Origin of the sequence: Curtobacterium sp. BNK-1 (assembly GCF_048685235.1) — a bacterium.
Taxonomy (GTDB): domain Bacteria; phylum Pseudomonadota; class Gammaproteobacteria; order Enterobacterales; family Enterobacteriaceae; genus Pantoea; species Pantoea agglomerans.
This window is the reverse complement of the sequence record NZ_JBLQTJ010000001.1, coordinates 511,728-537,436: the sequence shown is the minus strand read 5'-3', so window position 1 is coordinate 537,436 and position 25,709 is coordinate 511,728. Positions and strand designations below refer to the sequence as shown.

Here is a 25,709-nt window from a genome sequence, read left to right as displayed (position 1 = left end):
TAGTGACGCCGTTTGCAGGCCGATTGACGCGTATTGATCAGGAACAAAAAAAGGGCGCCGAAGCGCCCTTTTTAACCTGTCTGACTGATTTATTTGCCAAACATATCTTTTATCCACCCTGCTACGCCGTCGCTATCTTTCTGCTCCTGCTGTTGCTGGGCCGGTTGTTGCGGCTGCTGCTGTTGTTGCTGCTGATCGAAGAGCTGTTGTTGCTGCTGAACCTGCTGCTGCTGTTGCTGACACAGCGCATTCGGATCCAGCGCCCACACCGGCAGAGAACGCCAGGTACTGCTGCCCGTGCCGCAGACAAAGTTACCGGCAGAATCCACATTCATCAGCGACACATCTTCCGGTGGCGTCAGCTGTAACGGCATCGGGGCCTGAATGTCCAGGTAGCGACGGTAGAGCTGCATCGCGCCGCTGGCACCATAGAGTTTGGTCGGCTGGTTGTTATCGCGTCCCACCCAGGTGATCGCCACTTCTTTACCATCAATACCGGCAAACCAGCTGTCCACCAGATCGTTGGTGGTACCGGTTTTGCCCGCCAGATGCGCATTCGGGAAACGTGCGCCCAGTGCACGGGCGGTACCGTGGTCAGCCACCTGTTGCATGGTGTAGAGCGTCAGATAAGCGGCCTGCGCCGGCTCAACACGCTGCGCCTGCGGATAGCTCTGATAGAGCACGCTGCCATCTTCCGCAATCACCGAACGCACCGCTGACAGCGACGCGCGGTTGCCGCCGCTGGCGATCGACTGGAACGCCTGAGCCACTTCAACCGGGGTCAGGTTTAAGGCACCCAGCAGCATCGATGGCACCGGATGCAGCTGCTCTTTTGGCACGCCCAGCTTGTTCCAGGTATCCACTACCGCATCCAGCCCCAGCGTCATACCGAGGTTTACGGTCGGCACGTTCATTGAGTTGGTCAGCGCATCCACCAGCATCACTTTGCCGCTGAAGCGACGATCGTCGTTCATCGGTTTCCAGATGCTGCCGTTTGGCTGTTTCAGCGCAATCGGTTCATCGGCGATCCAGCTGTTCAGCCGGTAGCTGTTTGGCTGGCTCAGCGCGGTCAGGTAAGTCGCCGGTTTCGCCAGTGAGCCGATAGAGCGGCGTGCCTGCAGCGCGCGGTTGTAACCGGCATACTGTGGATCGGCACCGCCGACCATAGCGCGGACTTCGCCGCTGAAACGGTCAACCACCACCATCGCGGTTTCCAGATCTTTCAGACCACGCTGTTTTTTCAGCGTCGGAATGCCATCGATCACCGCTTTTTCGGCCGCATCCTGCGACACCGGATCCAGCGTGGTGAAGATTTTCACCCCGGAGAGATCTTTCACCTTGTCGCCCAGTTTTGCCTGAAGCTCGTTACGCACCATCTGCATAAAGGCCGGCTGCGGCGTAATCACGCCGCCTTTCGGCTGCACGCCCAGCGGACGGGCCGACAGCATGTCATACAGCTCCTGGTCGATTACTTTCTGCTGCTGCAACAGGCGCAGCACGAGGTTGCGTCGTTCCAGCGCCAGTTTCGGGTTACGCCACGGATTATAGAGCGACGCGCCTTTCACCATGCCGACCAGCATCGCCTGCTGATCCAGACTCAGCTCATCAACCGGACGGCCAAAGTAGTAGAGGCTGGCCAGCGGGAAACCGCGGATCTGATCGCTGCCAGCCTGACCGAGATAGACCTCGTTCAGGTAGAGCTCCAGGATGCGATCTTTGCTGTAGCGCGCATCCATGATCACCGCCATGTAGGCTTCACGCGCTTTACGCCATAGCGAACGCTCGTTGGTGAGGAACAGGTTCTTCACCAGCTGCTGCGTCAGCGTACTGCCGCCCTGCACCGCTTTCCCGGCCGTGATGTTCGCCAGGAAGGCGCGGCCAATGGAGTAAGGGCTGATGCCATCATGCTCATAGAAATGGCGATCTTCGGTGGCGATCAGCGTATCGACCAGCAGATCCGGGAAACCGGCGCGCGGTACGAAGAGTCGCTGTTCACCGTTCGGCGACTGCAGCATGGTGATCAGGCGCGGATCGAGGCGGAAAAAGCCAAAATCACGACCGGTTTCAAGGTTTTTAATCTCGCTCAGCTCATCTTTACTGAAGCTCATGCGCGCGTGGATCTGCCCCTCTTTACTGTCGGGGAAATCAAACGGGCGACGCAGCAGATCGATGGTGTTGCCCTTCACCGAAAACTCGCCAGGGCGGGTAATACGGGAGACTTCGCGATACTGAGTACCTTCCAGCAGCGCCACCATTTCACTTTTGTTGTAGGCCATGCCGGGTTCCAGGCTGACCATGCGGCCATAGACGGTGGCGGGCAGTTGCCACACTTTACCGTCAATCCGGCTGCGAATTTCCGAGTCGAGGTAGATGCCCCACGCGGCCATGACCACCACAAACACCAGGAACAGTTTGATTACCCATCCCAGCCAACGGCGTTTGCCGCGCGGCGGTTTTCCACCTTTACCTTTACGTGGCACCGGCGCTTCCTCCTCGTCATCATTAAAATCGTCCTGATCGATATCCTGTTCGATATCCCTGCGTCGTCCCCGGCCCGCACTGCTGCGCGGCGGCAACGGTTTACCTTTGCGCCCTATTGGTTCGCGATCGTTCCCAGACATTACTTTTCTTCTCCAGGCAGTGCTTACGGCAGCGCCGCTACTCTAACTGCTTTCTCGCGTGCCGCATGGCAGAACCCTCTGAATTCGATCCAGCGGACTCAACCCTGCGGGGACATTTTTTTGGTTCGCCTTGTTGGCAAGGCGGTGGCCGGATCCTCGGGCCAGGGATGTTTAGGATAACGTCCCTTCATCTCTTTCCTGACCTCCGGCCAGGCACCGCGCCAGAACGCCGCCAGATCGCGGGTGATCTGCAATGGGCGCTGGGCGGGCGATAACAGCTCCAGCACCAGCGGAATACGTCCTTCCGCTACGGTGGGATTCTGCGCTTCGCCAAACATCTCCTGAATCCTTACCGCCAGCGCGGGCGGCTTCTCCGCATCGTAGCGGATTGGCAGCCGGCTTCCGGTGGGCACAGTGTAATGAGTTGGCAGCACAGTATCCAGCCGCTGACGCTGTGACCATGTGAGTAAATGTAAGAGTGCCGTGGTCAGGTTCACCGCCTGCAGGCTGCGGAGATCGCGTACCGCTGACATCTGCGGCAACAGCCACTGCGGCAGGCTCTCAAGCAGGGTTTCATCGTCGGTCGCGGGCCAGCTCTCTTCCGGCAGCCACCGGGCCGCACACTGGATGCGCAGACGCAGCTGTTCGGCCTCCGGCGTCCAGCCCAGTACCGACAGACCTTTTTCAGCGATCCAGCGCAGCATGGCCGCGTGCAGCACCTCTGGTTCCGGGCGCGCCATCGGCTGGGTTTTCAGTATCAGCGCGCCAATCTGCTCACGTCTGAAAGCACGCAACGTGCCTTTCTCTTCGTCCCATTCCACTTCGGTCCGGCGCTCAATCAGGGCGGGCTGCTGCTGGCACAGCGTTTCAATATCGACCGGCAGTGCCAGCAACATCCGGGCATCCGGTGTGGCACTGCCCTGCAACAGAGCAGGCGCAATCAGCCACTCATTACGCGTCAGGCCATCCTGCTCATCGAGTCTGGCCCCCAGCCCGTTGGCCAGCTGATAGCGACCGCTCTGATCGCGTCGCCGCGCCAGCCGATCGCCAAAGCCCACAGCCAGCAATCCGGCGAAACGATCTTCATCGATGCGCCCGCCACGGATTTTAAGCCGCTGCTGCCACTGCTGCGCCCGCCGCTGCCATTGCGCCTGCGGCCGATGCAGCGCATCACGCAGGTCGGCGCTGCCGCTGCGGGGAGGATCTTCCAGAATCGCCACCAGCAGCGCGGCGCTGGCGACCGCATCCGGCTCATCGCCTGCGGCACACAGTATGGTGGCGAGTCGGGGATCGCATCCCAGCTGCGCCATGCGCCGTCCCAGCGTGTTGAGCAGGCCGTTGTTGTCCAGTGCTCCCAGTCGGGTCAGCTGCTGCTGCGCCGCATCCACATTTCTGGCGGGCGGCTGGTCCAGCCACTGCAGCTGTTGCGGCTGGGTACAGCCCCACTGCAGCAGATCCAGCCACAGTGGCGAGAGATCGCTGTTAACGATTTCCGGTTCACTCTGCGCCGCCGCTCGTGATGCCTGCTCCTGCGGCACCAGATGCAGGCAGAGCCCCGGCATCAGTCGCCCGGCGCGACCCGCTCGCTGGATCATCGATGCCTGGCTGATTCGCTGGGTCTGCAGACGCGTCACGCCGCTTCGGGCGTCAAACAGAGCGCTGCGTTCCAGCGCACTGTCGACCACCAGCCGAATCCCCTCAATGGTCAGGCTGGTTTCGGCGATATTGGTGGCAAGCACCACTTTGCGGCGGCCGTCGGCGGCAGGCAGAATTGCCCGGCGCTGCGCCGCCAGCGGCAGTGCGCCATAGAGCGGCGTCAGATCAACGTCGTCACTGATGCGTGATTCCAGCTCGCGCTTCACCCGTTCGATCTCCGCCACACCCGGCAGAAACAGCAGCAGCGAACCGCTCTCATCCCGCAGCAGCTGGGCGACTTCACGCGCGACCGCCTCTTCAAAACGCACATTCTGATTCAGTGACGCGTAACGCCGCTCAACCGGATAGCTGCGCCCTTCTGAGACGATCAGTGGCGCATCCGGCAGCAGCGCCGCCAGCCGGGCGTTGTCCAGCGTGGCGGACATCAGCATGATTTTAAGGTCGTCGCGCAGCCCCTGCTGTACATCAAGCAGCAGCGCCAGCGCCAGATCGGCCTGCAGGCTGCGCTCGTGAAATTCATCGAGGATCACCAGCGACACGCCTTCCAGCATCGGGTCGTGCTGAAGCATGCGCGTGAGCATGCCTTCGGTCACCACTTCTAGCCGGGTCTGTGGCCCGACGCAGCTTTCGCCACGCATCCGGAATCCCACCGTGCCACCCGGCTGCTCGCCGAGTTGCTCCGCCAGCCGCTGCGCCACATTACGCGCCGCCAGCCGACGTGGCTCCAGCATGATGATCCGTCCCGGCAGCGCCGCCTGCTGTAACAACTGCAGCGGCAGCCAGGTCGATTTGCCCGCGCCGGTTGGTGCGGCCAGCAGGATTTGTGGGGCGTCACTCAATGCCGCCAGGATGTCAGGCAGCACCGCGCTGACCGGTAAATCGCTCACAGCAAACTCCGCTTCTGCCTGTGCTAAGATGGCGCGCATTGTAGCATCCATCCGTGATATTTGCCGGAGAGCGCCATGGCGACACAACGCTTATTTTTTGCCATCAGCCTGCCTGACGAGATGCAGCAAGAGCTGGTGCGCTGGCGGGCCGATACCTTTCCTGCGGAGGCGGGCCAGCCGGTGGTCGCGGCGAATCTGCACCTGACGCTGGCGTTTCTGGGTGAAGTTGCGCCGGAAACCTCACAGCGCCTGCAGACGCTGGCCTCCCGTATTGTGCAGCCCGGTTTTGATCTCGACCTGGATGATGCCGGACACTGGCCGCGCCCCGGCGTGGTCTGGCTCGGCTGCCAGCGCGCGCCACGCGGTCTGTTGCAGCTCGCCAGCCTGCTGCGGGCCCAGGCCGCCCGGCATGGCTGTTACCAGAGCCCCCAGCCGTTTCATCCGCACATCACGCTGTTACGCCACGCCACGCAGCCGGTGACGTTACCGCCGCGCGGCTTTCACTGGCGTTTTCGCGTCTCTACCTTTTCTCTGTTCGCCTCTGAATATGCCCGGGGCCGCACCCGCTATCGCGCCCTGGCTAGCTGGCCATTACATTCTCAGGATCCACATGCACTTCTCTCCGCCCCTTAAACCCGCCCGTCTGATTGCCCGTTACAAACGTTTTTTGGCCGATGTGGTGACGCCAGAGGGCGACGTTCTGACGATTCACTGCGCCAATACCGGCGCCATGACCGGCTGCGCCACGCCGGGCGATCGGGTCTGGTATTCGACGTCCGATAGCCTGACGCGCAAATACCCCCACAGCTGGGAGCTGACCGAAACGCAACAGGGCCACTGGATCTGCGTGAATACGCTGCGCGCCAACCAACTGGTGGCTGAGGCGCTGGAGCAGGAACGGCTGCCGGCGCTGGCCGGTTATACGCATCGTCAGGCGGAAGTGAGATATGGCACTGAAAAAAGCAGAATTGATTTCCTGCTCAAAGCAGAGGCCCGGCGCAACTGCTATATTGAGGTGAAATCCGTAACCCTTCTACATGAAGGAAAAGGGTATTTTCCGGATGCGGTGACGATTCGAGGACAGAAACACCTGCGTGAACTGGCGACAGTTGCGGCAGAGGGTCATCGGGCCGTTTTGTTGTTTGCCGTTTTGCACTCGGGGATTGAGGACGTTTCTCCGGCACGTCACATTGATGTGGCGTATGCAGAACAACTGGCTCAGGCGCAGCAGGAGGGCGTAGAGGTTTTAGCGTATCAGGCAGACTTATCGGCGGAGGGAATGTTTCTTAAATCGCCGATCAACGTAACCTTGTAATATCTTTTGCAATTTTATGTGTTAAGAATGTTCTGAGCTAAGGGCCAATTACGCTGTTCCTCACAGGCTTGTCAAGGTGTGTTCATGAAGAATTGCCAACCCTGACTGCTTCTGTTATTTATAGCGGCCTGTTTTTTTCCCCAATGGGGGATCGATGTACCCCGCAGACGTCAAATGCAGGCTGGCAGCAAGGCCCCTGCGAGACGAAATTCGAAGGGTATAGTGCGTGTTATCCAGGAGAAGCAACATGCAAGAAGGTCAAAACCGTAAAACATCGTCCCTGAGTATTCTCTCTATTGCTGGCGTCGAACCTTATCAGGTGAAGCCTGGCGAAGAGTATATGAATGATGCGCAGCTGACCCATTTTCGCAAGATTCTGGAAGCCTGGCGTAATCAATTACGGGACGAAGTCGATCGTACCGTTTCTCATATGCAGGATGAAGCCGCTAACTTCCCGGACCCGGTTGACCGTGCCGCGCAGGAAGAGGAGTTCAGCCTGGAGCTGCGTAACCGCGATCGCGAACGTAAACTGATCAAAAAGATCGAGAAGACGCTGAAGAAAGTTGAAGATGACGACTTCGGCTATTGCGATTCCTGTGGCGTTGAGATTGGTATCCGCCGTCTCGAAGCCCGTCCTACTGCCGATCTCTGCATCGACTGTAAGACGTTAGCAGAAATTCGTGAGAAACAAATGGCCGGCTGATGCCGCGTCCAGCCTGTTACCACGCAGTGGAACAACTGCTGTTTTGTCCGCTGCGTGGTCACTTCTGAAACCTATGTCATCCTCCTGTATCGGTCGCTTCGCCCCTTCTCCCTCTGGTGAACTCCACTTCGGATCGCTGATTGCTGCCCTGGGCAGTTACCTGAGCGCGCGTGCGCAAAACGGCGTCTGGCGGGTGAGGATTGAAGATATCGATCCGCCACGGGAAGTGCCGGGTGCCGCCAGCCGTATCCTGCATCAGCTGGAGCACTACGGTTTAGAGTGGGATGGCGAGGTTCTGTGGCAGTCACAACGTCATGAGGCCTACCGTGACGCGCTGGCCTGGCTGCAGCAGCATCGTCAAAGCTATTACTGCACCTGCCCCCGGCGTCGCATTCAGCAGATTGGCGGTTTCTATGATGGTTACTGCCGTGAACGGCAACGCGGACCGGAGAATGCCGCGCTGCGTTTACGCCAGCATGCGCCGGTCTTTGCGTTTGACGATCGTCTGCGTGGCCGTGTGGAGGCGGACAGGCGTCTGGCACAGGAAGATTTTATTATTCACCGCCGTGATGGCCTGTTTGCCTATAACCTGGCGGTCGTTGTCGATGATCATTTTCAGGGCATTACCGAAGTGGTTCGCGGCGCAGATTTGATTGAGCCGACGGTGCGACAGATTGCGCTCTGCCAGCAATTTGGCTGGCCGGTGCCTGACTGGCTGCATCTGCCGCTGGCGCTTAACCACGATGGCCATAAGTTGTCGAAGCAGAATCATGCACCTGCGCTGCCGGATGGCGATGCCAGACCCCTGTTGGTGGCGGCGTTACGCTTCCTCGGACAGCCGGTTTCAGGCGGCTGGCAGGACTTAACGCAGGACAAACTGCTGTCTGATGCGGTGGCGCAGTGGAATATCGCTTTGATGCCGCAAGAGAACGCCCTGAAACCGGATGCATAGACAACAGCATTCTCAAACGGTTCTCAACAGGCTATGATTAGCCGCTGATTTTACCTACACCCTAATTGCCACTGTCGAGGTGTCCCATTTTTACCCGAGTAGCTAATTTTTGCCGGAAAGTCCTGAAGCGTGATGAAGAGGAAGCCCCAGCAGAGGTTGAACCAGAGCGTCTGATGACCATCATTCCTCGTGAAAGCCATACCATCTCACGTAAAGACATCAGCGAAAATGCCCTCAAAGTGCTCTATCGCCTGAACAAAGCCGGTTATGAAGCCTATCTGGTAGGCGGTGGCGTGCGCGATTTGCTACTGGGGCAAAAACCCAAAGATTTCGACGTGACCACCAATGCCACGCCTGAGCAGATGCGTAAGTTGTTCCGCAACTGTCGCCTGGTTGGCCGTCGTTTCCGTCTGGCGCACGTGATGTTTGGCCCGGAAGTGATCGAAGTCGCCACCTTCCGTGGACATCATCAGGCGGAAGAGCCGGAAGAGGATCGCAACAGCTCGCAGCGTGCCCAGAGCGGTATGCTGCTGCGCGACAACATCTTCGGCTCAATCGAAGATGATGCCCAGCGACGCGATCTCACCATCAACAGCCTCTACTACAGCGTGGCTGATTTCAGCGTGCGTGACTATGTCGGCGGTATCAGCGATCTCGAACAGGGCATCATTCGCCTGATTGGCGATCCGGAAACCCGCTACCGCGAAGATCCGGTCCGCATGCTGCGCGTCGCACGCTTTGCTGCCAAACTCAATATGAGCATTGCGCCGGAAACCGCCGAGCCGATTCCACGTCTGGCCTCGCTGTTGCGTGATATTCCGCCTGCTCGCCTGTTTGAAGAGTCGCTGAAGATGTTGCAGGCTGGCTACGGCTACAGCACATATCTCAAGCTGTGTGAATATCAGCTGTTCCAGCCCCTGTTCCCGACGCTGGCGCGAAACTTCACCGAAAACAGCGACAGTCACATGGAGCGGATGCTGGCGCAGGTGCTGAAAAACACCGATAACCGCATTCACAACGACATGCGCGTTAACCCGGCGTTCCTGTTTGCCGCGATGTTCTGGTATCCGCAGCTTGAAACGGCAGAACGCATTGCGCAGGAGAGTGGCCTGACCTACTTCGAAGCTTTTGCGATGGCGATGAACGATACGCTGGACGAAGCCTGCCGTGCGCTGGCGATTCCGAAACGTATTACGTCGCTAATCCGCGATATCTGGCTGCTGCAGTTACGCATGTCCCGCCGTCACGGTAAACGCGCCTGGAAACTGATGGAGCATCCGAAATTCCGCGCCGCTTACGATCTGCTGGCGCTGCGGGCGGAAGTGGAAAATAACCCGGAACTGCTGCGCCTGAGCCAGTGGTGGGGTGAATTCCAGGTGGCTGCGCCGCCGCATCAGAAAAACATGCTCAATAACCTGGGTGACGATCCGGTGCCGCGTAATAAATCGCGTCGTCCGCGCCGCCGTCCTTCCGCACCGCGTCGTGACAACCAGAACGTCTCATGACACGGGTTTACCTCGCGTTAGGCAGTAACCTGGCCGATCCGCTGCATCAGGTTGATGCAGCGCTGACTGCACTGGATGCGTTGCCGCAGACGCAACGCATCGCTACCTCGCCGTTCTACCGTACGCCGCCATATGGCCCGCCCGATCAGCCCGATTTTCTCAATGCCGCCGTGGCGCTGGAGACCGATCTCAGTGCAGAAGCGCTGCTTGACCATACCCAGCGGATCGAGCGGGAGCATGGCCGGGTGCGCAAGGCAGAACGCTGGGGTCCGCGCACGCTGGATATCGATCTGATGCTGTTTGGCGAGGCGCACATCAACACGGAGCGGCTGATCGTGCCGCACTATGATCTGCTGAATCGCGCGTTTATGCTGGTGCCCCTGCTGGCGATTGCGCCAGACGCCCGCCTGCCCGACGGTCGCGCACTCAGCACAATCCTGGCTACCCTCGACAGCAGCAGCATCGTGCTGTGGCACGGCTGAGCAGACAAACGCACATCTCTGATTCCGCTCTTTCACGCTATCCAGTAAACTGCGCCCATCAGAATTCCTGAGTTGAGAGCGCCATGAAACCCACCACGATTTCACATCTGCGTCAGGCGAAAGCCAGCGGTAAAAAATTCGCGACCCTGACCGCCTACGATTTCAGTTTTGCCCGCTTGTTTGCCGATGAAGGCATTCAGGTGCTGCTGGTTGGTGATTCTTTAGGGATGACGGTGCAGGGGCATGATTCCACCCTGCCGGTCACGGTCAGCGACATCGCCTATCACACCGCCGCCGTGCGCCGTGGCGCACCACAGGCACTGCTGCTCGCCGACCTGCCGTTTATGAGTTATGCCACGCCACAGCAGACCTTTGACAACGCCGCGCAGCTGATGCGTGCCGGTGCTAACATGGTGAAGCTGGAAGGCGGCAGCTGGCTGGCTGAGACCGTGCAGATGCTGACCGAGCGGGCCGTTCCGGTATGTGGTCATCTGGGCCTGACACCGCAGTCGGTCAATATCTTTGGCGGCTATAAAGTGCAGGGCCGGGATGAAGCCGGTGCAGAGCAGCTGCTGGCCGATGCGCTGGCGCTGGAAGCCGCAGGCGCACAGCTGATGGTGCTGGAGTGTGTGCCGGTGTCGGTAGCGCAGCGGATTACCGACGCGCTCACCATCCCGGTGATCGGTATCGGTGCCGGCAATGTCACCGATGGTCAGATTCTGGTGATGCATGACGCGCTGGGCGTGACCGGCGGCCACATTCCCAAATTTGCCAAAAATTTCCTGGCGGAGACCGGCGATGTTCGCGCGGCGATTCGCCACTATATCGCCGAAGTCGAGGCCGGAACCTATCCGGCGGCAGAGCACAGTTTCCAGTAATCCAGGAGAGTCACCGTGTTGATCATTGAAACGCTGCTGATGCTGCGCCAGGAAGTCCGTCGCTGGCGCCAGCAGGGTAAACGCATTGCGCTGGTGCCGACCATGGGCAACCTGCATGAAGGTCATCTGACGCTGGTGGATGAAGCACGGGCGCGCGGCGACATCGTGATTGTCTCGATCTTTGTCAATCCGATGCAGTTCGATCGCGCCGATGATTTAGCGCGCTACCCGCGCACGCTGCAGGAAGATTGTGAAAAGCTGAATCGCCACCAGGTTGACGTGGTCTTCGCCCCCTCATCTGCTGAAGTCTATCCGCAGGGCGCGCAGAATCAGACCTTTGTTGAGGTGCCTGTGCTCTCTTCCCTGCTGGAAGGGGCCACACGTCCAGGCCATTTTCGCGGTGTGGCCACTATCGTCAGCAAACTGTTTAATCTGGTACAGCCCGATATTGCCTGTTTCGGTGAAAAGGATTTTCAGCAGCTGGCTATCATTCGTAAGATGGTGGCCGATATGGGCTTCGACATTGAGATTGTTGGTGTGCCTACGGTGCGCGCTAAAGATGGCCTGGCGCTGAGTTCGCGCAACGGCTACCTGACGGCAGATGAGCGTAAGCTGGCACCGGCCCTGAGCCAGGTGATGCATCAGATGGCGACGCAGCTGGAGAATGGCGAGCGTCATGTTGACGAGATCATTGAGGCAGCCAGTGAGGCACTGCTGGCGCAGGGATTGCGTCCTGATGGCCTGGCGATCTGTGATGCGGAAACGCTGCAACCGCTGACGGTGGACAGCCAGCGCGCGGTGGTGCTGATGGCCGCCTGGCTGGGCAAGGCCCGCCTGATTGATAATCAAACCGTTGACCTGACGCAGTAATTAATCCCGCTGCAGGTTATTTTATTTCTCTGACAAGGTTTCTGGCTATGATTCGCACAGTTCTGCAAGGCAAATTGCACCGCGTGAAGGTGACGCAGGCGGACCTCAATTATGAAGGTTCCTGCGCTATCGATCAGGATTTCCTGGATGCTTCCGGCATTCTGCAATATGAAGCGATCGATATTTATAACGTCACCAACGGTCAGCGCTTTTCCACCTACGCTATCGCGGCTGAGCGTGGCTCGAAAATCATCTCGGTCAACGGTGCGGCCGCCCGCTGTGCCTGCGAAGGCGATATTTTAATTATCTGCTCCTATGTGCAGGTAGACGATGCCGAAGCGCGTCAGTGGCAGCCTAAGGTCGCCTATTTTGAAGGTGACAACCAGATGAAGCGTCTGGCGAAAGCGCTGCCGGTGCAGATTGCCTGATTACAACCTGATTAAAAAAGGGCCGCCGGTAAAACGGGCGGCCCTTTTTATTTCTGCTGCAGTAATTAAACCGGTTTGGTTGTCATCGGCTTCGATGACTTTTTCATCGTAAAGAGGAAATTAAACCAGCCGCGTTTTCTCATCAGACATAATGTCCACGGTAACGCCAGCGCCACCAGGAATGCCGAAATAAACTTCAGGTCATTTACCCAGGCAGACGGGCTTTCAAACTTCACAATCTTACTGAAGAACTGAATCGCCAGATAATGCGACAGGTAGAAGACGATAGAATTGACGCCTATGTAGTAGACCAGTTCAGACTTCAGTTTCAGCGCAATCCAGACAAAGAACGGAACCGATAATAGTGCCAGCGGTGACAATAACGCCTGGGAATGACGTTCCAGTACAAAGATATTCAGGCAGGAGAGCAGCACAAAACTAATTACCGAGATTAACAGCGTCGGACCATGCTGCACTTTCTCTGCGATATCCACCTGCTTTCTCACGACGTAATCGCCGAGATAGAAGAATACAAACAGATAAAGCGATTTATTGATGTGGGTATTGTCGAAGCTGGCAAACACCCCATCCGCCTCAATCGCTGGCAGCGCCCAGCTCAGCGTCATACAGATGGCAAACACCAGCAGGAACGGCAAGTGACGGGCAAAGATAATCACAATAAAGAAGATAAACAGCGAATGCAGGAACCAGGTCATATCACCGCCACCGGTCAGGTGGGAGAGAATAATATTCATCGGTGATTGCGGCGTATTAGCCATCGAGCTGAACAGGATTTTCAACCCGCCGTAGACGGCAACCCAGACCACAAATGGATAGAGAATACTGCGCACCTTGTTATTAAAAAAAGGACCCAGGCCTTTTCTTAACCCGGCATCGACAAATAAACCCGAAACAAAGAACATCAGCCCCAGCCTTACCGGTGCCAGCATCTCATTTAACAGGCCGCTGAAGGCGGTAAAGTGTCCGGCGTTATTATGTACGGCAATAGTGCTGTGCAAAAAAATGATTGCGAGAATACTCAATCCCCGCAGATTATCGATCCACGTTATACGATTCATCTTTTCCTGCCTTTGATTAAAAACTGGCCCTGATTCGGTTGCCATTTTTCTTATTAAGAAGACTCTTAGCCTACTCATTCGTCCCTGAGCAGAGGAATAACCTTATTCCGGCGCTATTCTGATAATTCATAATCAAATAAACAACAGCCAGACTTTAAGGCTATTCTTAAAAAATATTTAATAGTTATGAATCATTCAGATAGCGAAAGATGTCAGAGTATTATCAGATAATACTTAGGGTTATTTTTTGTGAGCAAGGGTGTAAGCGAGGCGTCGGGCGGCTTCAGAGACAAAATATAACGAATGAGGCGGGTTTTAAGGTGATTTTTAAGGCCAGGCAGAACCGTAGTCAGCGTGATTTGCTCTCCACCCAAAAAAAAGCCACGCCCTTATCGCAGCGTGGCCCTTACCATTCAGCTTAACGTCAGGTGCGTAATCCGCGCCCGCGCTGTATCAGCGCATAGACCAGCCAGTAGAACACCAGAATAAAGGCCACCAGCACCGAGAGGGTAAACACCAGCGGCACATCATTAATGCCGAGGAAGCCATAACGGAATCCGCTAATCATATAAACGATTGGATTGAGTTTAGAGACAGCCTGCCAGATCGGCGGCAGCAAACTCAGTGAATAGAATACGCCGCCCAGATAAGTCAGTGGCGTCAGCACAAAGGTCGGGATCAGGCTGATATCGTCAAAGGTGCGCGCAAAGACAGCGTTCAGCAGACCTGCCAGTGAAAACAGAATCGCGGTCAGCAGCAGCGTGACCGCTACCATCGTCCAGGAATGCACGTGGAACGGCACAAAGAACAGCGAGATGGCCGTCACCAGAATACCCACGCAGACACCACGCGCCACCCCGCCGCCAACATAACCGGCAATAATGATGTGGGTCGGCACCGGCGCGACCAGCAGCTCTTCAATATTGCGCTGGAACTTGGCGCTGAAGAACGACGACGCCACGTTGGCATAGGCGTTAGTGATGACCGCCATCATGATCAATCCCGGCACGATGAACTGCATATAGCTGAAGCCGTGCATCTCACCGATGCGCGACCCGATCAGGTTGCCAAAAATGATGAAATAGAGCGTCATGGTGATGACCGGCGGCACCAGCGTCTGGATCCAGATGCGGGCGAAACGGTTAACCTCTTTGGCCCAGATGCTTTTCAGCGCCACCCAGTAGAGATGTGTCATGCTTTTGCTCCTGTTTTTCCCTGCGTCGTCAGACCCACAAACAGCTCTTCAAGACGGTTGGCTTTATTGCGCATACTCAGCACCTGCACACCCTGCGCGCTAAGCTGGCTGAAGACGCTGTTGAGCCCCTGCTCACGCAGCACTTCCACTTCGAGCGTTGAGGTATCGGTCAGCCGGTACTGGAACCCTTCCAGCGTGGGCAGCGGACTGCGGGGTGCCAGATCCAGGATAAAGGTTTCTGATTTGAGCTTGGAGAGCAGCCCTTTCATTGAGGTGTTCTCCACCAGCTCACCGCTCTGGATGATGCCGATGTTGCGGCACAGCATCTCCGCCTCTTCCAGATAGTGGGTAGTGAGAATAATGGTCGTGCCTTTGGCATTGAGATCTTTCAGGAACACCCACATCGAGCGTCGCAGTTCGATATCCACGCCAGCGGTGGGTTCATCCAGAATCAGCAGCTTAGGCTCATGCATCAGCGCACGGGCGATCATCAGGCGACGCTTCATCCCGCCGGAAAGCATGCGTGCACGTTCAGCGCGTTTTCCCCACAGATCGAGCTGCTTCAGATACTTTTCTGCCCGCTCATTGGCTTCACGACGCTCAACGCCATAGTAACCCGCCTGATTAACGACGATTTGCATCACCGTCTCAAACGGGTTGAAGTTAAACTCCTGCGGCACCAGGCCGAGCTGGCGCTTGGCATTCACCACATCTTTTTCAAGATCGTAGCCAAACACCCGCACGCTGCCCTCGGATTTGTTAACCAGCGAACTGATAATTCCGATGGTGGTCGATTTACCGGCACCGTTTGGCCCCAGCAGCGCATAAAAGTCACCCGCTTCAACGTTAAGATCGATGCCCTTCAGCGCCTGCACGCCGCCGGGATAGGTCTTGGTCAGCCGGGAAAGTTCCAGTGCATAAGTCATTCTGCATCCATACCCTGTTTTGATGGCATTGCAATGCCGTTTAAATTTATCAGGCCCTGTCATATAGTACGCGCGCGCACTCTGCGCAGTAACCGGTCGCTCAACACCATGACAGACATCAACACCCTGATCAGAAACAACCGCGAATGGTCAAAATTACTGGTTGAAGAAGATCCCAGCTTTTTTGAGCGGCTCGCCCAGGCACAAAAACCGCGCTTCCTGTGGATTGGCTGTTCTGACAGCCGGGTTCCTGCCGAACGTCTGACCGGGCTCGAACCCGGCGAACTCTTCGTTCACCGCAACGTGGCCAATCTGGTAATCCACACCGACCTGAACTGTCTGTCCGTGGTGCAGTACGCTATCGAAGTGCTGGAAGTGGAACACGTTATCGTCTGCGGCCATTACGGCTGCGGCGGCGTGCAGGCGGCGATGGATAACCCGGAACTGGGATTAATCGACAACTGGCTGCTGCACATCCGCGACCTCTGGTACAAGCATAGCGTGTTGCTGGGGGAACTCCCGCCGGATAAGCGCCTGGACAAACTGTGCGAAATCAACGTTATTGAACAAGTCTATAACCTGGGGCACTCCACCGTACTGCAATCTGCCTGGAAACGCGGAAAGGATGTCTCCCTGCACGGCTGGGTATACGGCATTCAGGACGGCTGTCTGCGTAACCTTGATGTGACGGCAAACAGCCGGGAGATCCTCGAACAGCGCTACCGCCACGGCATTGCTAATCTGCGGAAGAACGGCGAGGCCTGAGCCGATCGCAGCGTAAAGCGCGGCATAGCCTACACCAGGCAACCGGTGCAGGCCTTGGAAGAATGTGCGGTAGAGCGGTATCAGGATTCCAGCGGCACCACTTTGCCAATATAAGGCAGATGGCGATAGTGCTGAGCATAGTCGATACCAAAGCCCACCACGAACTCATCCGGAATCGCAAAGCCGACATATTCGACGTTCACTTCGACTTCACGGCGCTCTGGCTTATCCAGCAGCGTACAGATCGCCAGGGATTTTGGCTGACGCAGTTGCAGAATCTCACGCACTTTGCTCAGGGTGTTGCCGGAGTCGATGATATCTTCGACGATCAGCACATCCTTGCCACGAATGTCTTCATCCAGATCTTTCAGGATTTTCACATCACGCGTGCTGGACATCCCGCTGCCGTAACTGGAAGCCGTCATAAAGTCGACTTCATGCGGCACATCGATGGCGCGACAGAGATCAGCCATGAACATAAAGGAGCCGCGCAGCAGCCCCACCAGCACCATATCGCTGCCGCTGTCGCGGTAGTGGTCGTTAATCTCTTTGCCCAGTTCAGCGATGCGCGTGGCGATTGCCTGTTCAGGGATCATCACTTCAACAGTGTGTTTCATTGCGTTCAGCCCGGTTACGTCAGAAAAGCCCCGGAGTCTATCACAGACGCAGCAGCGACGGCTGCGCGGCCCCATAAGCAAACGATTACGTCGCGAAAATTATTACCCGCCGCCTGCGGCTCGCTGAAATGCGCATTACCTTAGAACATTCTGGCATTTACCAGCATGATTCGCTGCATGGTAGCCTTTATCCAACAGATCGTTACCCTACTCGCGCCGCTGGCCGGAGATCACAATGACTTCATCTTCAAGCAAAAAAACGCATATCGGCGACAGGCCGCTGCACCCGGAAACCCAGATGCTGAACTATGGCTATGATCCCCGCCTCTCTGAAGGTGCGGTGAAGCCGCCGGTGTTTCTGACCTCGACCTTTGTCTTTGACAGCGCCGAAGAGGGACGGGATTTCTTTGATTACGTCTCTGGCCGACGTGAGCCGCCGGAAGGCAAATCGGGTGGGCTGGTCTATTCCCGCTTTAACCACCCTAACAGCGAAATTGTAGAAGATCGGCTGGCGGTCTATGAGCAGGCGGAGAGCTGTTCGCTCTTCTCTTCCGGTATGGCCGCCATCTCCACTGCCCTGCTGACGTTTGCCCGTCCGGGCGAGGTGATCCTGCATTCCCAGCCGCTGTATGGCGGCACCGAAACCCTGCTTAGCAAGACGCTGCACAATCTGGACATCAAAGCAGTGGGTTTCAGCGACGGCAATGATGAAGCCAAAGTGCGTGAAGCCGCTCAGCAGGCGATGGCCCAGGGCCGGGTAGCGGTGATCCTGATTGAAACGCCAGCGAATCCCACCAACAGCCTGGTCAATATCCGTCTGATGGCGCGTATCGCTGATGAGATTGATCAGCAGCAGGGTTCACGACCGATTATCGCCTGTGACAACACACTGCTCGGCCCGCTGTTCCAGCAGCCGCTGACGCTGGGCGCTGATCTGTCGCTCTACTCGCTGACCAAGTATGTTGGCGGTCACTCTGACCTGATTGCAGGCGCGGCGATGGGCAGTAAAGCGCTGATGGCGAAAGTGCGCGCCCTGCGCAGCGCAATCGGCACGCAGCTGGATCCACACTCCAGCTGGATGCTCAGCCGCTCGCTGGAAACGCTGTCGCTACGCATGGAGAAAGCCTGGCAGAATGCGGAAGCGGTCGCGGCGTTTCTGCGCGATCACCCGAAAGTGGCGAAGCTGCACTGGCTGCCCTATCTGGATGCGGAGAGCGCCGAAGGGAAAACTTATCGCGAGCAGTGCAGCGGTGCCGGTTCAACCTTCTCATTTGATATCGTCGGCGATCAGCCCGCTGCGTTCCGTTTTCTTAATGCGCTGTCGCTGTTTAAGCAGGCGGTAAGCCTGGGCGGGACCGAGTCGCTGGCCAGCCATCCTGGCAGCACCACCCACTCCGGCGTGCCGCAGGCGGTGCGTCAGCGTATTGGGATCACTGACGCCACGGTGCGGCTGTCGATTGGCATCGAAAACGCCGGCGACCTGATTGAAGATGTGAAGCTGGCGCTGGATCAGGCGTAATCAGCTGACGGTAAAGCCCAGCATCATGCCGGTGTCTTCATGCTCCAGCAGATGGCAGTGGGCCATGTAAGCGTGTTCTGCGGCGGCGACATAGTTGAAGCGTACCAGCACTTCACTGCGCCAGCCGTCGACATTCACCATATCCTTCCAGCCCTGCCGGTGCGGGGCTGGCGGTTTGCCGTTTTCTGAAAGAATACGAAACTGGGTGCCGTGAATGTGGAACGGGTGCAGCATCGCGTCGCCTTCACCTGAAATCGTCCACTTCTCGTAATCACCCAGCTTCACCGCAAACGACGGCTTCGTCATATCAAAGGCCTGGCCATTAATCTTATTGCCGTTGCGGAAATCGTAACCGGCGGACGGCGTATTGCCGTGCATGCTGTGATCCATGTTTTCCATATTTTCCATTGGTGGCATCGGCTCGGCAGCCGTTTTTTCCGGCATCGTGTGATGACCGCCCTTGCCCATCGCTTTCTCGCCGTAGCGCTGCATCAGCGCCTGCATGCCCTGCTGGTCCAGCTGCGGGTCCATCATCAGCTGCAGCCAGCGTGTCGTCAGGCCGTCTGTTGAGGGTAGCGCTGGCAGCGTCGCCAGCTGATCCGGCAGCGTGGCGCTGGCCATCACCCGCAGCGGCAGGATCTGCACCAGCGGCAGCGGCTGGTCAAACGGCGGCAGCGTCATGCCCATCTGCTCTGTCGGCAGCGTCACCAGATCGAAGCTCTTACCATCAGAGGTATCGATCATCACCTCAAAACGCTCGCCCGACAGGATCGGCAGCGAGTCGAGCTTTACCGGCTCGGCCAGCAGGCCACCATCGCTGGCGATCACGTAGAGAGGACGTTTATCACTGGCGGCAACATGCAGCGAACGGGCATTGCAGCCGTTGAGCAGGCGCAGACGCAGCCAGCCGCGCGGCACCGCATGCTGCGGATAGTGCACGCCGTTGGTCAGCATCATGTCGCCAAACCAGCCCACCGCGGCGCGCATCACGTCGAGCTGATAATCAATGCGGCTGCCATCTTTGGTCAGTTGCTTATCCTGAAAAATCAGCGGCACATCATCCGCACCCCACTGCGAGGGCAATCGCAGCGTTCCGCTCTCTTTATCTTCCAGCAGGATCAGTCCCGCCAGCCCCTGAGCCACCTGATGCCCGGTTTTGCCGTGCAGATGCGGGTGATACCAGCAGGTCGCGGCGGGTTGATCGGGCGTAAAAGAGACCTGACGCGAGCCGCCAGGCGCAATCACCGCCTGCGGGCCGCCATCCACTGCACCAGGGATTTCCAGCCCGTGCCAGTGCAGTGTGGTCGCTTCGCTGAGCCGGTTATGGATGTTCACCGTCACCGGTTTGCCACTCTGCATCTTCAGCACCGGCCCCAGCAGGCTGCCGTTATAGCCCCAGGTCGGCACCGCTTTGCCGTTCCACTGGGTGGTACCCTGCATCGCGGTGAGGCTGTAGCTGCCCCTGGCATCGGGTTCCAGCAGAGACGGAATCGGCAGCAGCGGACGGGTGGCTGCCATCAGCGAACGGCTCCAGAGCGGCAATGCTCCGGCTGCACTCAGTGCGGCAGTGAGTTTCAGGAAATGGCGACGTTGCATGGTGATCATCCTTGTGGCATCAGAGCGCACAGCCTAAACCCTGACCTTATGGGAAGGTCAAGTCCTGACCGTGCGAATCTGACGAAAAAAGGCGGTGCAGCAGCCCACAGCGGCAAATTAATCGAAAACCTGAGAGCAACTGTGCTAACGTCATTAACAATATCCATTGAAGAGAACGACTATGAAGCAAAGTATCAGGATCCTGCTGCTGACGGGACTCCTTGGCTTCTCCTCCACCAGTTTTGCCCTGAGCGAATCCGAAGCGGAAGATCTGGCCGATCTCACGGCGGTTTTCGTCTATCTGAAAAATGATTGTGGCTATCAGGATTTACCGGACGCGCAGATTCGCAAAGCGCTGGTCTTTTTTGCTCAGCAGAACCGCTGGGATTTAAGCAACTACAGCAACTACAACATGAAAGCGCTGGGTGAAGATAGCTATCGCGATCTCAGCGGCATCGCCATCACCAACGACAAAAAGTGCAAGTCACTGGCCCGCGATTCGCTGAGCCTGCTGGCCTACGTCAGGTAACGATTCTTCCCTCTGCAGCCGGACATTGACCGTGCAACCACGGTCAGTGTTAGCTATCATATGCCGCCCATCTTCATGGCGATGTCATCAGAGGAGAGCACCATGGCCCACAATGAAACGTGGTATGAAACCCTTCATGCCGGTTTTGGCCAGTATTTCACGGTCGATAAAGAGCTGTACCGTGAGAAGACTGCGCATCAGGATTTAATCATTTTCGAAAATGCCGCGATGGGCCGTGTAATGGCGCTGGACGGCGTCGTTCAGACCACCGAACGCGACGAATTTATCTACCATGAAATGATGACCCACGTTCCGCTGCTGGCGCACGGCGCGGCGAAGAGCGTTCTGATTATCGGTGGCGGTGACGGCGCAATGCTGCGTGAAGTGTCACGTCATCCCGGGATCGAAAAGATTACCATGGTGGAGATCGATGCGGGCGTGGTGACCTTTTGCCGCAAGTATCTGCCGAACCACAGCGCGGGTGCCTATGACGATCCGCGCTTTACGCTGGTGATTGATGACGGGGTGAACTTCGTTAATCAGACGCAGGAAAAGTTTGATGTCATTATCTCCGACTGCACCGATCCGATTGGTCCGGGCGAGAGTCTGTTTACCTCGGAATTTTATGCCGGGTGCAAAGCGGCCCTTAATGAAAATGGCATCTTTGTGGCGCAAAATGGCGTCTGTTTCCTGCAGCAGGAGGAGGCCGTTAACAGCCATCGCAAGCTGGGACATTACTTTGCGGACGTCAGTTTCTATCAGGCGGCGATTCCGACCTACTACGGCGGCATTATGACCTTTGCCTGGGCGAGTGATAATCCGGCGCTGCGCCAGCTCGACACCGCGACCTTAAAGGCGCGTTTCGAGGCCGCTGGCCTGACCTGCCGTTATTACACGCCAGCAATCCATACCGGCAGCTTTGCCCTGCCGCAATATCTGTTGAATGCGTTATCTGCCGCGTGCTGATAGTGCATTTCTAAGGGGGTGAACGAAATTGCAAAAGCTAAAACTACATGGCTTCAACAACCTGACGAAAAGCCTGAGTTTTTGTATTTACGATATTTGCTATGCGAATACTGAAGCTGAACGCGATGGTTACATCGCCTACATTGACGAACAATATAACGCTAACCGTCTGACGGAAATCCTGACCGAGACCTGCTCCATTATCGGGGCTAACGTGCTCAACATTGCGCGCCAGGATTATGAGCCGCAGGGGGCCAGCGTCACGATTCTGGTCAGCGAAGAGCCTATCGATCCGAAAGATATCGATAACTCAGAGCACCCCGGTCCGCTGCCCAACTCGGTGGTGGCTCATCTCGATAAAAGTCATATCTGCGTGCACACCTATCCGGAGAGCCATCCGGAAGGCGGTCTGTGCACCTTCCGTGCAGACATTGAAGTCTCCACCTGTGGCGTCATTTCGCCACTGAAAGCGCTGAACTATCTGATCCACCAGCTGGAGTCAGATATTGTCACCGTCGATTACCGGGTGCGCGGTTTTACCCGTGACGTGAAAGGGATGAAGCACTTCATCGATCACGAGATCAATTCGATTCAGAACTTCATGTCTGAAGATATGAAAGCGATGTATGACATGGTGGATGTGAATGTCTATCAGGAAAACATCTTCCATACCAAGATGTTGCTGAAAGAGTTCGACCTTAAACACTACCTGTTTAACACCCGCCCGGAAGATCTCACTCCGCAGGAGCACAAGCGCATTACCGATCTGCTCTGGAAAGAGATGCGCGAGATCTACTACGGCAGAAATATCCCCTCAGTGGGCCTGAAGACCCTCTGATTATCAGGCGCGCAGCGTTATAGCTCATAACCTGCGCGTCTCCTTCCCTCTTGTTCCCCCTGCTTTTTCATCACGGCAACTGCCTGACTGAGGTTTGAACGGGTTTCGGTGGACGCACCCGCGACTACGCGCGAAGAGAATGATGCGTACGCGCGTTAACAGCGCGTTTTAACGGCGAGAGATAAAGATAAACGCGCGGTGCTGCTCTCGTTCTGCTGATCAGGTCAGAGCAACACGGCGCGTTCTGTTCAGGCGGAGGTCAGCGCCAGCGTAATCCCGCGCTCGCGCAGCGTGCGGCAGACAGCCTCATCTAACCGGCTATCGGTCACCACATCGGTCAGGTCATCCACCGGAGAAGCGCAGAATAGCGACCAGGAGCCATATTTACTGCTGTCCGCCAGCAAGACCCGGCGAGCCGCATTGGCCAGAAGATCGTGTTTCAACCCCGCTTTCTCCTCAGTCGGCGTGGTAATGCCGCGCTCAAGGCTCCAGGAGTTACAGCTGACAAAGGCGATATCGGGATTGATGCTGCGCAGCAACCGCCGTCCATGTTCGCCCACACAGGACTGACTGGAGTCGTCGATACGTCCGCCAATAATCGTCACTTCGATCTGCTTAAACTCAGACAAAAACAGTGCAATGTGCAGATCGGCAGTGATCACCCGCAGCGGCAGATGCGTGAGCTGCCGCGCCAGCTCCAGCATGGTGGTGCCCGCATCCAGCACGACCGCATCGCCCGCCCGGACAAAGCTGGCGGCACATTCTGCAATCGCCTGCTTCTCGGCCAGGTTACGCTGCATCTTCTCCAGCGTGGTCGGCTGGGCAGGAATAAAACGATTCAGGGTAACGCCGCCATGACTGCGGCTGATCACGCCCTCTTTATCCAGCTTAATCAAATCACGGCGAATCGTGGCGGGTGAGGCGGAAATCGCACTGACCAGTTGCTCAACAGTCACCAGATTATGGCTTTTCAGGTAATCCATAATCTGGTCAAGACGGCTCTGTCCCTTCATATATCCCTATGCGAGCTGCATCGCGAGTTTAATAGAGATCGCCATGCTGTCAGACTTCGCTTTACCTGTCCAGGCGATATCAAATGCGGTGCCATGGTCAGCAGAGGTGCGGATAAACGGCAGGCCTGCGGTGATGTTGACGCCATCATAAAAGCCCAGCAGTTTAAGCGGAATATGCCCCTGATCGTGGTACATCGCGACCACCATGTCATACCGTCCATCCTGGCACTGCAGGAACACCGTGTCTGGCGGACAAGGCCCGTAGACATCAATCCCCTGCGCTTTCATCGCCTCAATAGCGGGTGCCACGGTGGTGATCTCCTCATCGCCAAACAGGCCGTTCTCTCCGGCGTGCGGATTTACGCCCGCTACGGCGATACGCGGGGCGCTGTAACCGACACGACGCAGGAAAGTGTCCGCCATACCAATCACGGTTTTGATGCGCGTCTGGTTCAGCGTATCGAGGAACTTACGCAGTGCAATGTGGGTCGTGACATGAATCACTTTCAGCTTATCGGTGTAGAGGACCATGGCGTAATCTTTGGTTCCGGTAAGATGCGCCAGCAATTCGGTGTGACCAGGATAGAGATGGCCCGCCGCATGCAGCGCCTCTTTGTTCAGCGGCGCGGTGGCAATGGCATGCACGTCGCCCGCCAGTGCCAGCTCTGTAGCACGCTTCACGCAACGCCACGCCAGATCTCCCGCCTCTTTCTGCACCACGCCAGGTTTCAGCGCGTCGGGATCGGCCAGAGGCTCATCGATGACGTTGATGATGCCGGGCGCAAACCGCGCATCCTGCACCCGGTCCAGCACCCGCAGCTCGGCCTGTGGCGTAATATTCATCGCCATAATGCGGCGCAGCGTACTGGCACAGCCAATCACCACCGCCGGGATGCCATTCAGCTCACCTTCAGAGAGTGACTTAATGATGATTTCCGGGCTGATGCCCGCCGGATCGCCCATGGTGATCGCAATAATTTTACTCACTCGACTTCTCCTCAATAAAACCAATGGCTGCTACCAGGGTATTTTCATCACCAAAGCCACCCGCTTTGGTCATCACCGGCAGAGTAAATTCACTGTTAAGCAGAACCCCGTGCGGCACACAGCCCGCCACCAGACCCTGAATTTTAAAGCCGCTGGCCCCCAGTGCCTGGGCAACGGCAATAGCCACGTCGCCTCCCGACAGATAGAGCGCATGCGGCAGCTGTGTCCGGCACAGGCTGTGGGTTATTTCGCCCAGCAACTGACTGATCGCTTCGCCCAGCTGCTGGCGGGTCACGCTGTGCTGCTGGCTGAGATGCTCAATGTCGTGACGCTGGGATTCATGCTGGCAGGTGCGGATCACCGTATGGCGACCGGCACGCAGTGCGGCGGCAGCCTGTTCGATCCAGCGATTCCGGTCGGGCCAGGCGGGCTGCTGAAACAGCTGGCGGATATCGACATCTACGATCTCAACTGCCCGCTGGTTAAGCAGCGTGGCGATCTGCTGCTGCGCGCTGCTGCTCATCGATCCCACTACCGCCAGCACGGGCCGCGACGGGCGAACAGAGAGCGCTGTGCCCAGCGCATCGCTTAATCCGGCGGCGCCCACCAGCAGCGGCTTTTCTGTCAGCCGCGCCGCAGCGATTATCAGTCGCGCCAGATCGGCTTCATTTTCGGCATCCACCACCACCACGCCGTGCGCCGCCGCTAACACCGCATCAAGCCGATCGCTGCGCAGCGTCGGGAGATCGATCTCCGTGCCGTCGATCTGCATCTGATCGAGTACGCGGGCGCTGAGGATCGGGGTTTTCGGATCGCTGGCAAATTCGGTGTCTGTCAGTAAGCGCTGATTGACCCACACTTTACCTTCGCGTGTGGTGCGGCCCAGTCGTGGCACGGCCGGCGCAACCAGCGCCAGCCTTTTGCCGCTGGCCCGCAGCGCAGCCGCGGTTTCAGCACCGACGTTGCCGCGCAGCGTGGAGTCGATCTTTTTAAACAGCCAGCCCTGCTGAAGCTGTGCGGCGAAGTGCTGCACCACCTGAGCGACGCGCTCTGCGGCCTGGCTGGCGCTGACTGCCCGACTGTCGGTGCTGATAACCAGCACATCCGCAGCGTCCTCTGGCAACGGCGCCTCAGTGCCAAACAGCACATGTACGCGGGCGCCAGCCTGTGCCAGTCCGCTACCCGCATCATTGGCACCGGTAAAGTCATCAGCGATGACCAGCACCGGGGTTTTCCATAATGATGAGCCCATCCTCACTCCTGTCAGGCGATTGCCGCTGCATTTGATTATATTCAATCATGATTGATTATATGTGAGCAAGCTCAAGTTAATCGAAATCGATATGCCTTATAAAATTAGCCACAGAGAGTGACTGACTTCG

24 protein-coding genes are annotated in these 25,709 nt (G+C 57.3%); 14 read left to right on the top strand and 10 right to left on the bottom strand.

The genetic code is table 11. From position 1 onward, the window contains the following. Positions 1-89: 89 nt before the first annotated feature. The gene (mrcB, locus tag ACMGGP_RS02360; protein ID WP_191917904.1) at positions 90-2,621 is read right to left on the bottom strand and encodes a bifunctional glycosyl transferase/transpeptidase; all 2,532 of its coding nucleotides are present in this window, start codon (positions 2,619-2,621) and stop codon (positions 90-92) included. A gap of 98 nt (positions 2,622-2,719) precedes the next feature. Continuing rightward, entirely contained in the window at positions 2,720-5,203 is a 2,484-nt protein-coding gene (gene hrpB, locus ACMGGP_RS02355; RefSeq protein WP_498798107.1) for an ATP-dependent helicase HrpB, read from the bottom strand. 36 nt (positions 5,204-5,239) lie between these two features. On the opposite strand from hrpB, the gene thpR reads away from it, so the two are divergent. The 9 genes from thpR (at position 5,240) to panD (ending at position 12,297) form a co-directional block, all read left to right on the top strand. Next, positions 5,240-5,797 (top strand): RNA 2',3'-cyclic phosphodiesterase, encoded by a 558-nt coding sequence (thpR, locus tag ACMGGP_RS02350; RefSeq protein ID WP_010671851.1) that lies wholly within the window; start codon positions 5,240-5,242, stop codon positions 5,795-5,797. After that, the gene (sfsA, locus tag ACMGGP_RS02345) at positions 5,775-6,479 is read left to right on the top strand and encodes a DNA/RNA nuclease SfsA (RefSeq protein WP_033756614.1); all 705 of its coding nucleotides are present in this window, start codon (positions 5,775-5,777) and stop codon (positions 6,477-6,479) included. The genes thpR and sfsA overlap by 23 nt, the downstream gene beginning before the upstream one ends. 247 nt (positions 6,480-6,726) lie before the next feature. Beyond that, positions 6,727-7,182, top strand: a complete 456-nt coding sequence (gene dksA, locus ACMGGP_RS02340; protein ID WP_010254035.1) for an RNA polymerase-binding protein DksA — start codon at positions 6,727-6,729, stop codon at positions 7,180-7,182. A gap of 73 nt (positions 7,183-7,255) precedes the next feature. Next, the gene (gene gluQRS / locus ACMGGP_RS02335; protein WP_033756612.1) at positions 7,256-8,134 is read left to right on the top strand and encodes a tRNA glutamyl-Q(34) synthetase GluQRS; all 879 of its coding nucleotides are present in this window, start codon (positions 7,256-7,258) and stop codon (positions 8,132-8,134) included. Between the two features lie 65 nt (positions 8,135-8,199). Next, positions 8,200-9,639 (top strand): polynucleotide adenylyltransferase PcnB, encoded by a 1,440-nt coding sequence (gene pcnB, locus ACMGGP_RS02330; protein ID WP_029519478.1) that lies wholly within the window; start codon positions 8,200-8,202, stop codon positions 9,637-9,639. Next, a complete protein-coding gene (gene folK, locus ACMGGP_RS02325) occupies positions 9,636-10,121 on the top strand; it encodes a 2-amino-4-hydroxy-6-hydroxymethyldihydropteridine diphosphokinase (protein WP_022625440.1) in 486 nt (161 codons plus the stop codon). Before pcnB ends, folK begins: the two co-directional genes overlap by 4 nt. An 83-nt stretch (positions 10,122-10,204) precedes the next feature. Beyond that, positions 10,205-10,999, top strand: a complete 795-nt coding sequence (gene panB / locus ACMGGP_RS02320) for a 3-methyl-2-oxobutanoate hydroxymethyltransferase (protein ID WP_010254026.1) — start codon at positions 10,205-10,207, stop codon at positions 10,997-10,999. Positions 11,000-11,014: 15 nt separating this feature from the next. Continuing rightward, entirely contained in the window at positions 11,015-11,869 is an 855-nt protein-coding gene (panC, locus tag ACMGGP_RS02315) for a pantoate--beta-alanine ligase (protein WP_010254024.1), read from the top strand. 47 nt (positions 11,870-11,916) lie between these two features. Continuing rightward, positions 11,917-12,297 carry an aspartate 1-decarboxylase gene (panD, locus tag ACMGGP_RS02310; RefSeq protein ID WP_010254022.1) on the top strand — a complete coding sequence of 127 codons (381 nt, stop codon included), beginning with the start codon at positions 11,917-11,919 and terminating at the stop codon, positions 12,295-12,297. A gap of 65 nt (positions 12,298-12,362) precedes the next feature. Here panD and ACMGGP_RS02305 read toward each other — a convergent pair whose 3' ends face one another. From ACMGGP_RS02305 to ACMGGP_RS02295, 3 genes are all read right to left on the bottom strand, one after another. Beyond that, positions 12,363-13,376, bottom strand: coding sequence for an acyltransferase family protein (locus ACMGGP_RS02305; RefSeq protein ID WP_010254020.1), 1,014 nt, complete (start codon positions 13,374-13,376; stop codon positions 12,363-12,365). Between the two features lie 424 nt (positions 13,377-13,800). Then, positions 13,801-14,571, bottom strand: coding sequence for an ABC transporter permease (locus ACMGGP_RS02300; RefSeq protein ID WP_010254018.1), 771 nt, complete (start codon positions 14,569-14,571; stop codon positions 13,801-13,803). Beyond that, on the bottom strand, positions 14,568-15,497 hold the full coding sequence (locus ACMGGP_RS02295; protein WP_010254017.1) for an ABC transporter ATP-binding protein: 930 nt from the start codon (positions 15,495-15,497) through the stop codon (positions 14,568-14,570). Before ACMGGP_RS02295 ends, ACMGGP_RS02300 begins: the two co-directional genes overlap by 4 nt. A 108-nt stretch (positions 15,498-15,605) precedes the next feature. On the opposite strand from ACMGGP_RS02295, the gene can reads away from it, so the two are divergent. Then, positions 15,606-16,262 carry a carbonate dehydratase gene (can, locus tag ACMGGP_RS02290; protein WP_029519477.1) on the top strand — a complete coding sequence of 219 codons (657 nt, stop codon included), beginning with the start codon at positions 15,606-15,608 and terminating at the stop codon, positions 16,260-16,262. 80 nt (positions 16,263-16,342) lie between these two features. Here can and hpt read toward each other — a convergent pair whose 3' ends face one another. Continuing rightward, positions 16,343-16,879: a hypoxanthine phosphoribosyltransferase gene (hpt, locus tag ACMGGP_RS02285; protein WP_010254010.1), complete on the bottom strand. Its 537-nt coding sequence runs from the start codon at positions 16,877-16,879 to the stop codon at positions 16,343-16,345. Positions 16,880-17,114: 235 nt separating this feature from the next. On the opposite strand from hpt, the gene ACMGGP_RS02280 reads away from it, so the two are divergent. Then, the gene (locus ACMGGP_RS02280; protein ID WP_033756602.1) at positions 17,115-18,398 is read left to right on the top strand and encodes a cystathionine gamma-synthase family protein; all 1,284 of its coding nucleotides are present in this window, start codon (positions 17,115-17,117) and stop codon (positions 18,396-18,398) included. On the opposite strand, the gene cueO is transcribed toward ACMGGP_RS02280, so the two are convergent. Then, positions 18,399-19,994 (bottom strand): multicopper oxidase CueO, encoded by a 1,596-nt coding sequence (cueO, locus tag ACMGGP_RS02275; RefSeq protein WP_498798106.1) that lies wholly within the window; start codon positions 19,992-19,994, stop codon positions 18,399-18,401. A gap of 181 nt (positions 19,995-20,175) precedes the next feature. Here cueO and ACMGGP_RS02270 point away from each other — a divergent pair, with 181 nt between their 5' ends. The 3 genes from ACMGGP_RS02270 (at position 20,176) to speD (ending at position 22,327) form a co-directional block, all read left to right on the top strand. After that, the gene (locus tag ACMGGP_RS02270; protein WP_003854673.1) at positions 20,176-20,523 is read left to right on the top strand and encodes a YacC family pilotin-like protein; all 348 of its coding nucleotides are present in this window, start codon (positions 20,176-20,178) and stop codon (positions 20,521-20,523) included. Between the two features lie 102 nt (positions 20,524-20,625). After that, positions 20,626-21,489: a polyamine aminopropyltransferase gene (gene speE / locus ACMGGP_RS02265; protein WP_498798105.1), complete on the top strand. Its 864-nt coding sequence runs from the start codon at positions 20,626-20,628 to the stop codon at positions 21,487-21,489. A gap of 28 nt (positions 21,490-21,517) precedes the next feature. Further along, the gene (speD, locus tag ACMGGP_RS02260; RefSeq protein WP_489737674.1) at positions 21,518-22,327 is read left to right on the top strand and encodes an adenosylmethionine decarboxylase; all 810 of its coding nucleotides are present in this window, start codon (positions 21,518-21,520) and stop codon (positions 22,325-22,327) included. A 248-nt stretch (positions 22,328-22,575) separates the two neighbouring features. Here speD and ACMGGP_RS02255 read toward each other — a convergent pair whose 3' ends face one another. The 3 genes from ACMGGP_RS02255 to dtnK are packed head-to-tail and all read right to left on the bottom strand — an operon-like array spanning position 22,576 to position 25,579. Next, the gene (locus ACMGGP_RS02255; RefSeq protein ID WP_033756597.1) at positions 22,576-23,340 is read right to left on the bottom strand and encodes a DeoR/GlpR family DNA-binding transcription regulator; all 765 of its coding nucleotides are present in this window, start codon (positions 23,338-23,340) and stop codon (positions 22,576-22,578) included. A gap of 6 nt (positions 23,341-23,346) precedes the next feature. Next, entirely contained in the window at positions 23,347-24,327 is a 981-nt protein-coding gene (locus ACMGGP_RS02250; RefSeq protein ID WP_022625433.1) for a D-threonate 4-phosphate dehydrogenase, read from the bottom strand. Then, positions 24,320-25,579, bottom strand: a complete 1,260-nt coding sequence (dtnK, locus tag ACMGGP_RS02245) for a D-threonate kinase (protein WP_498798104.1) — start codon at positions 25,577-25,579, stop codon at positions 24,320-24,322. The genes ACMGGP_RS02250 and dtnK overlap by 8 nt, the downstream gene beginning before the upstream one ends. Positions 25,580-25,709: the final 130 nt, after the last annotated feature.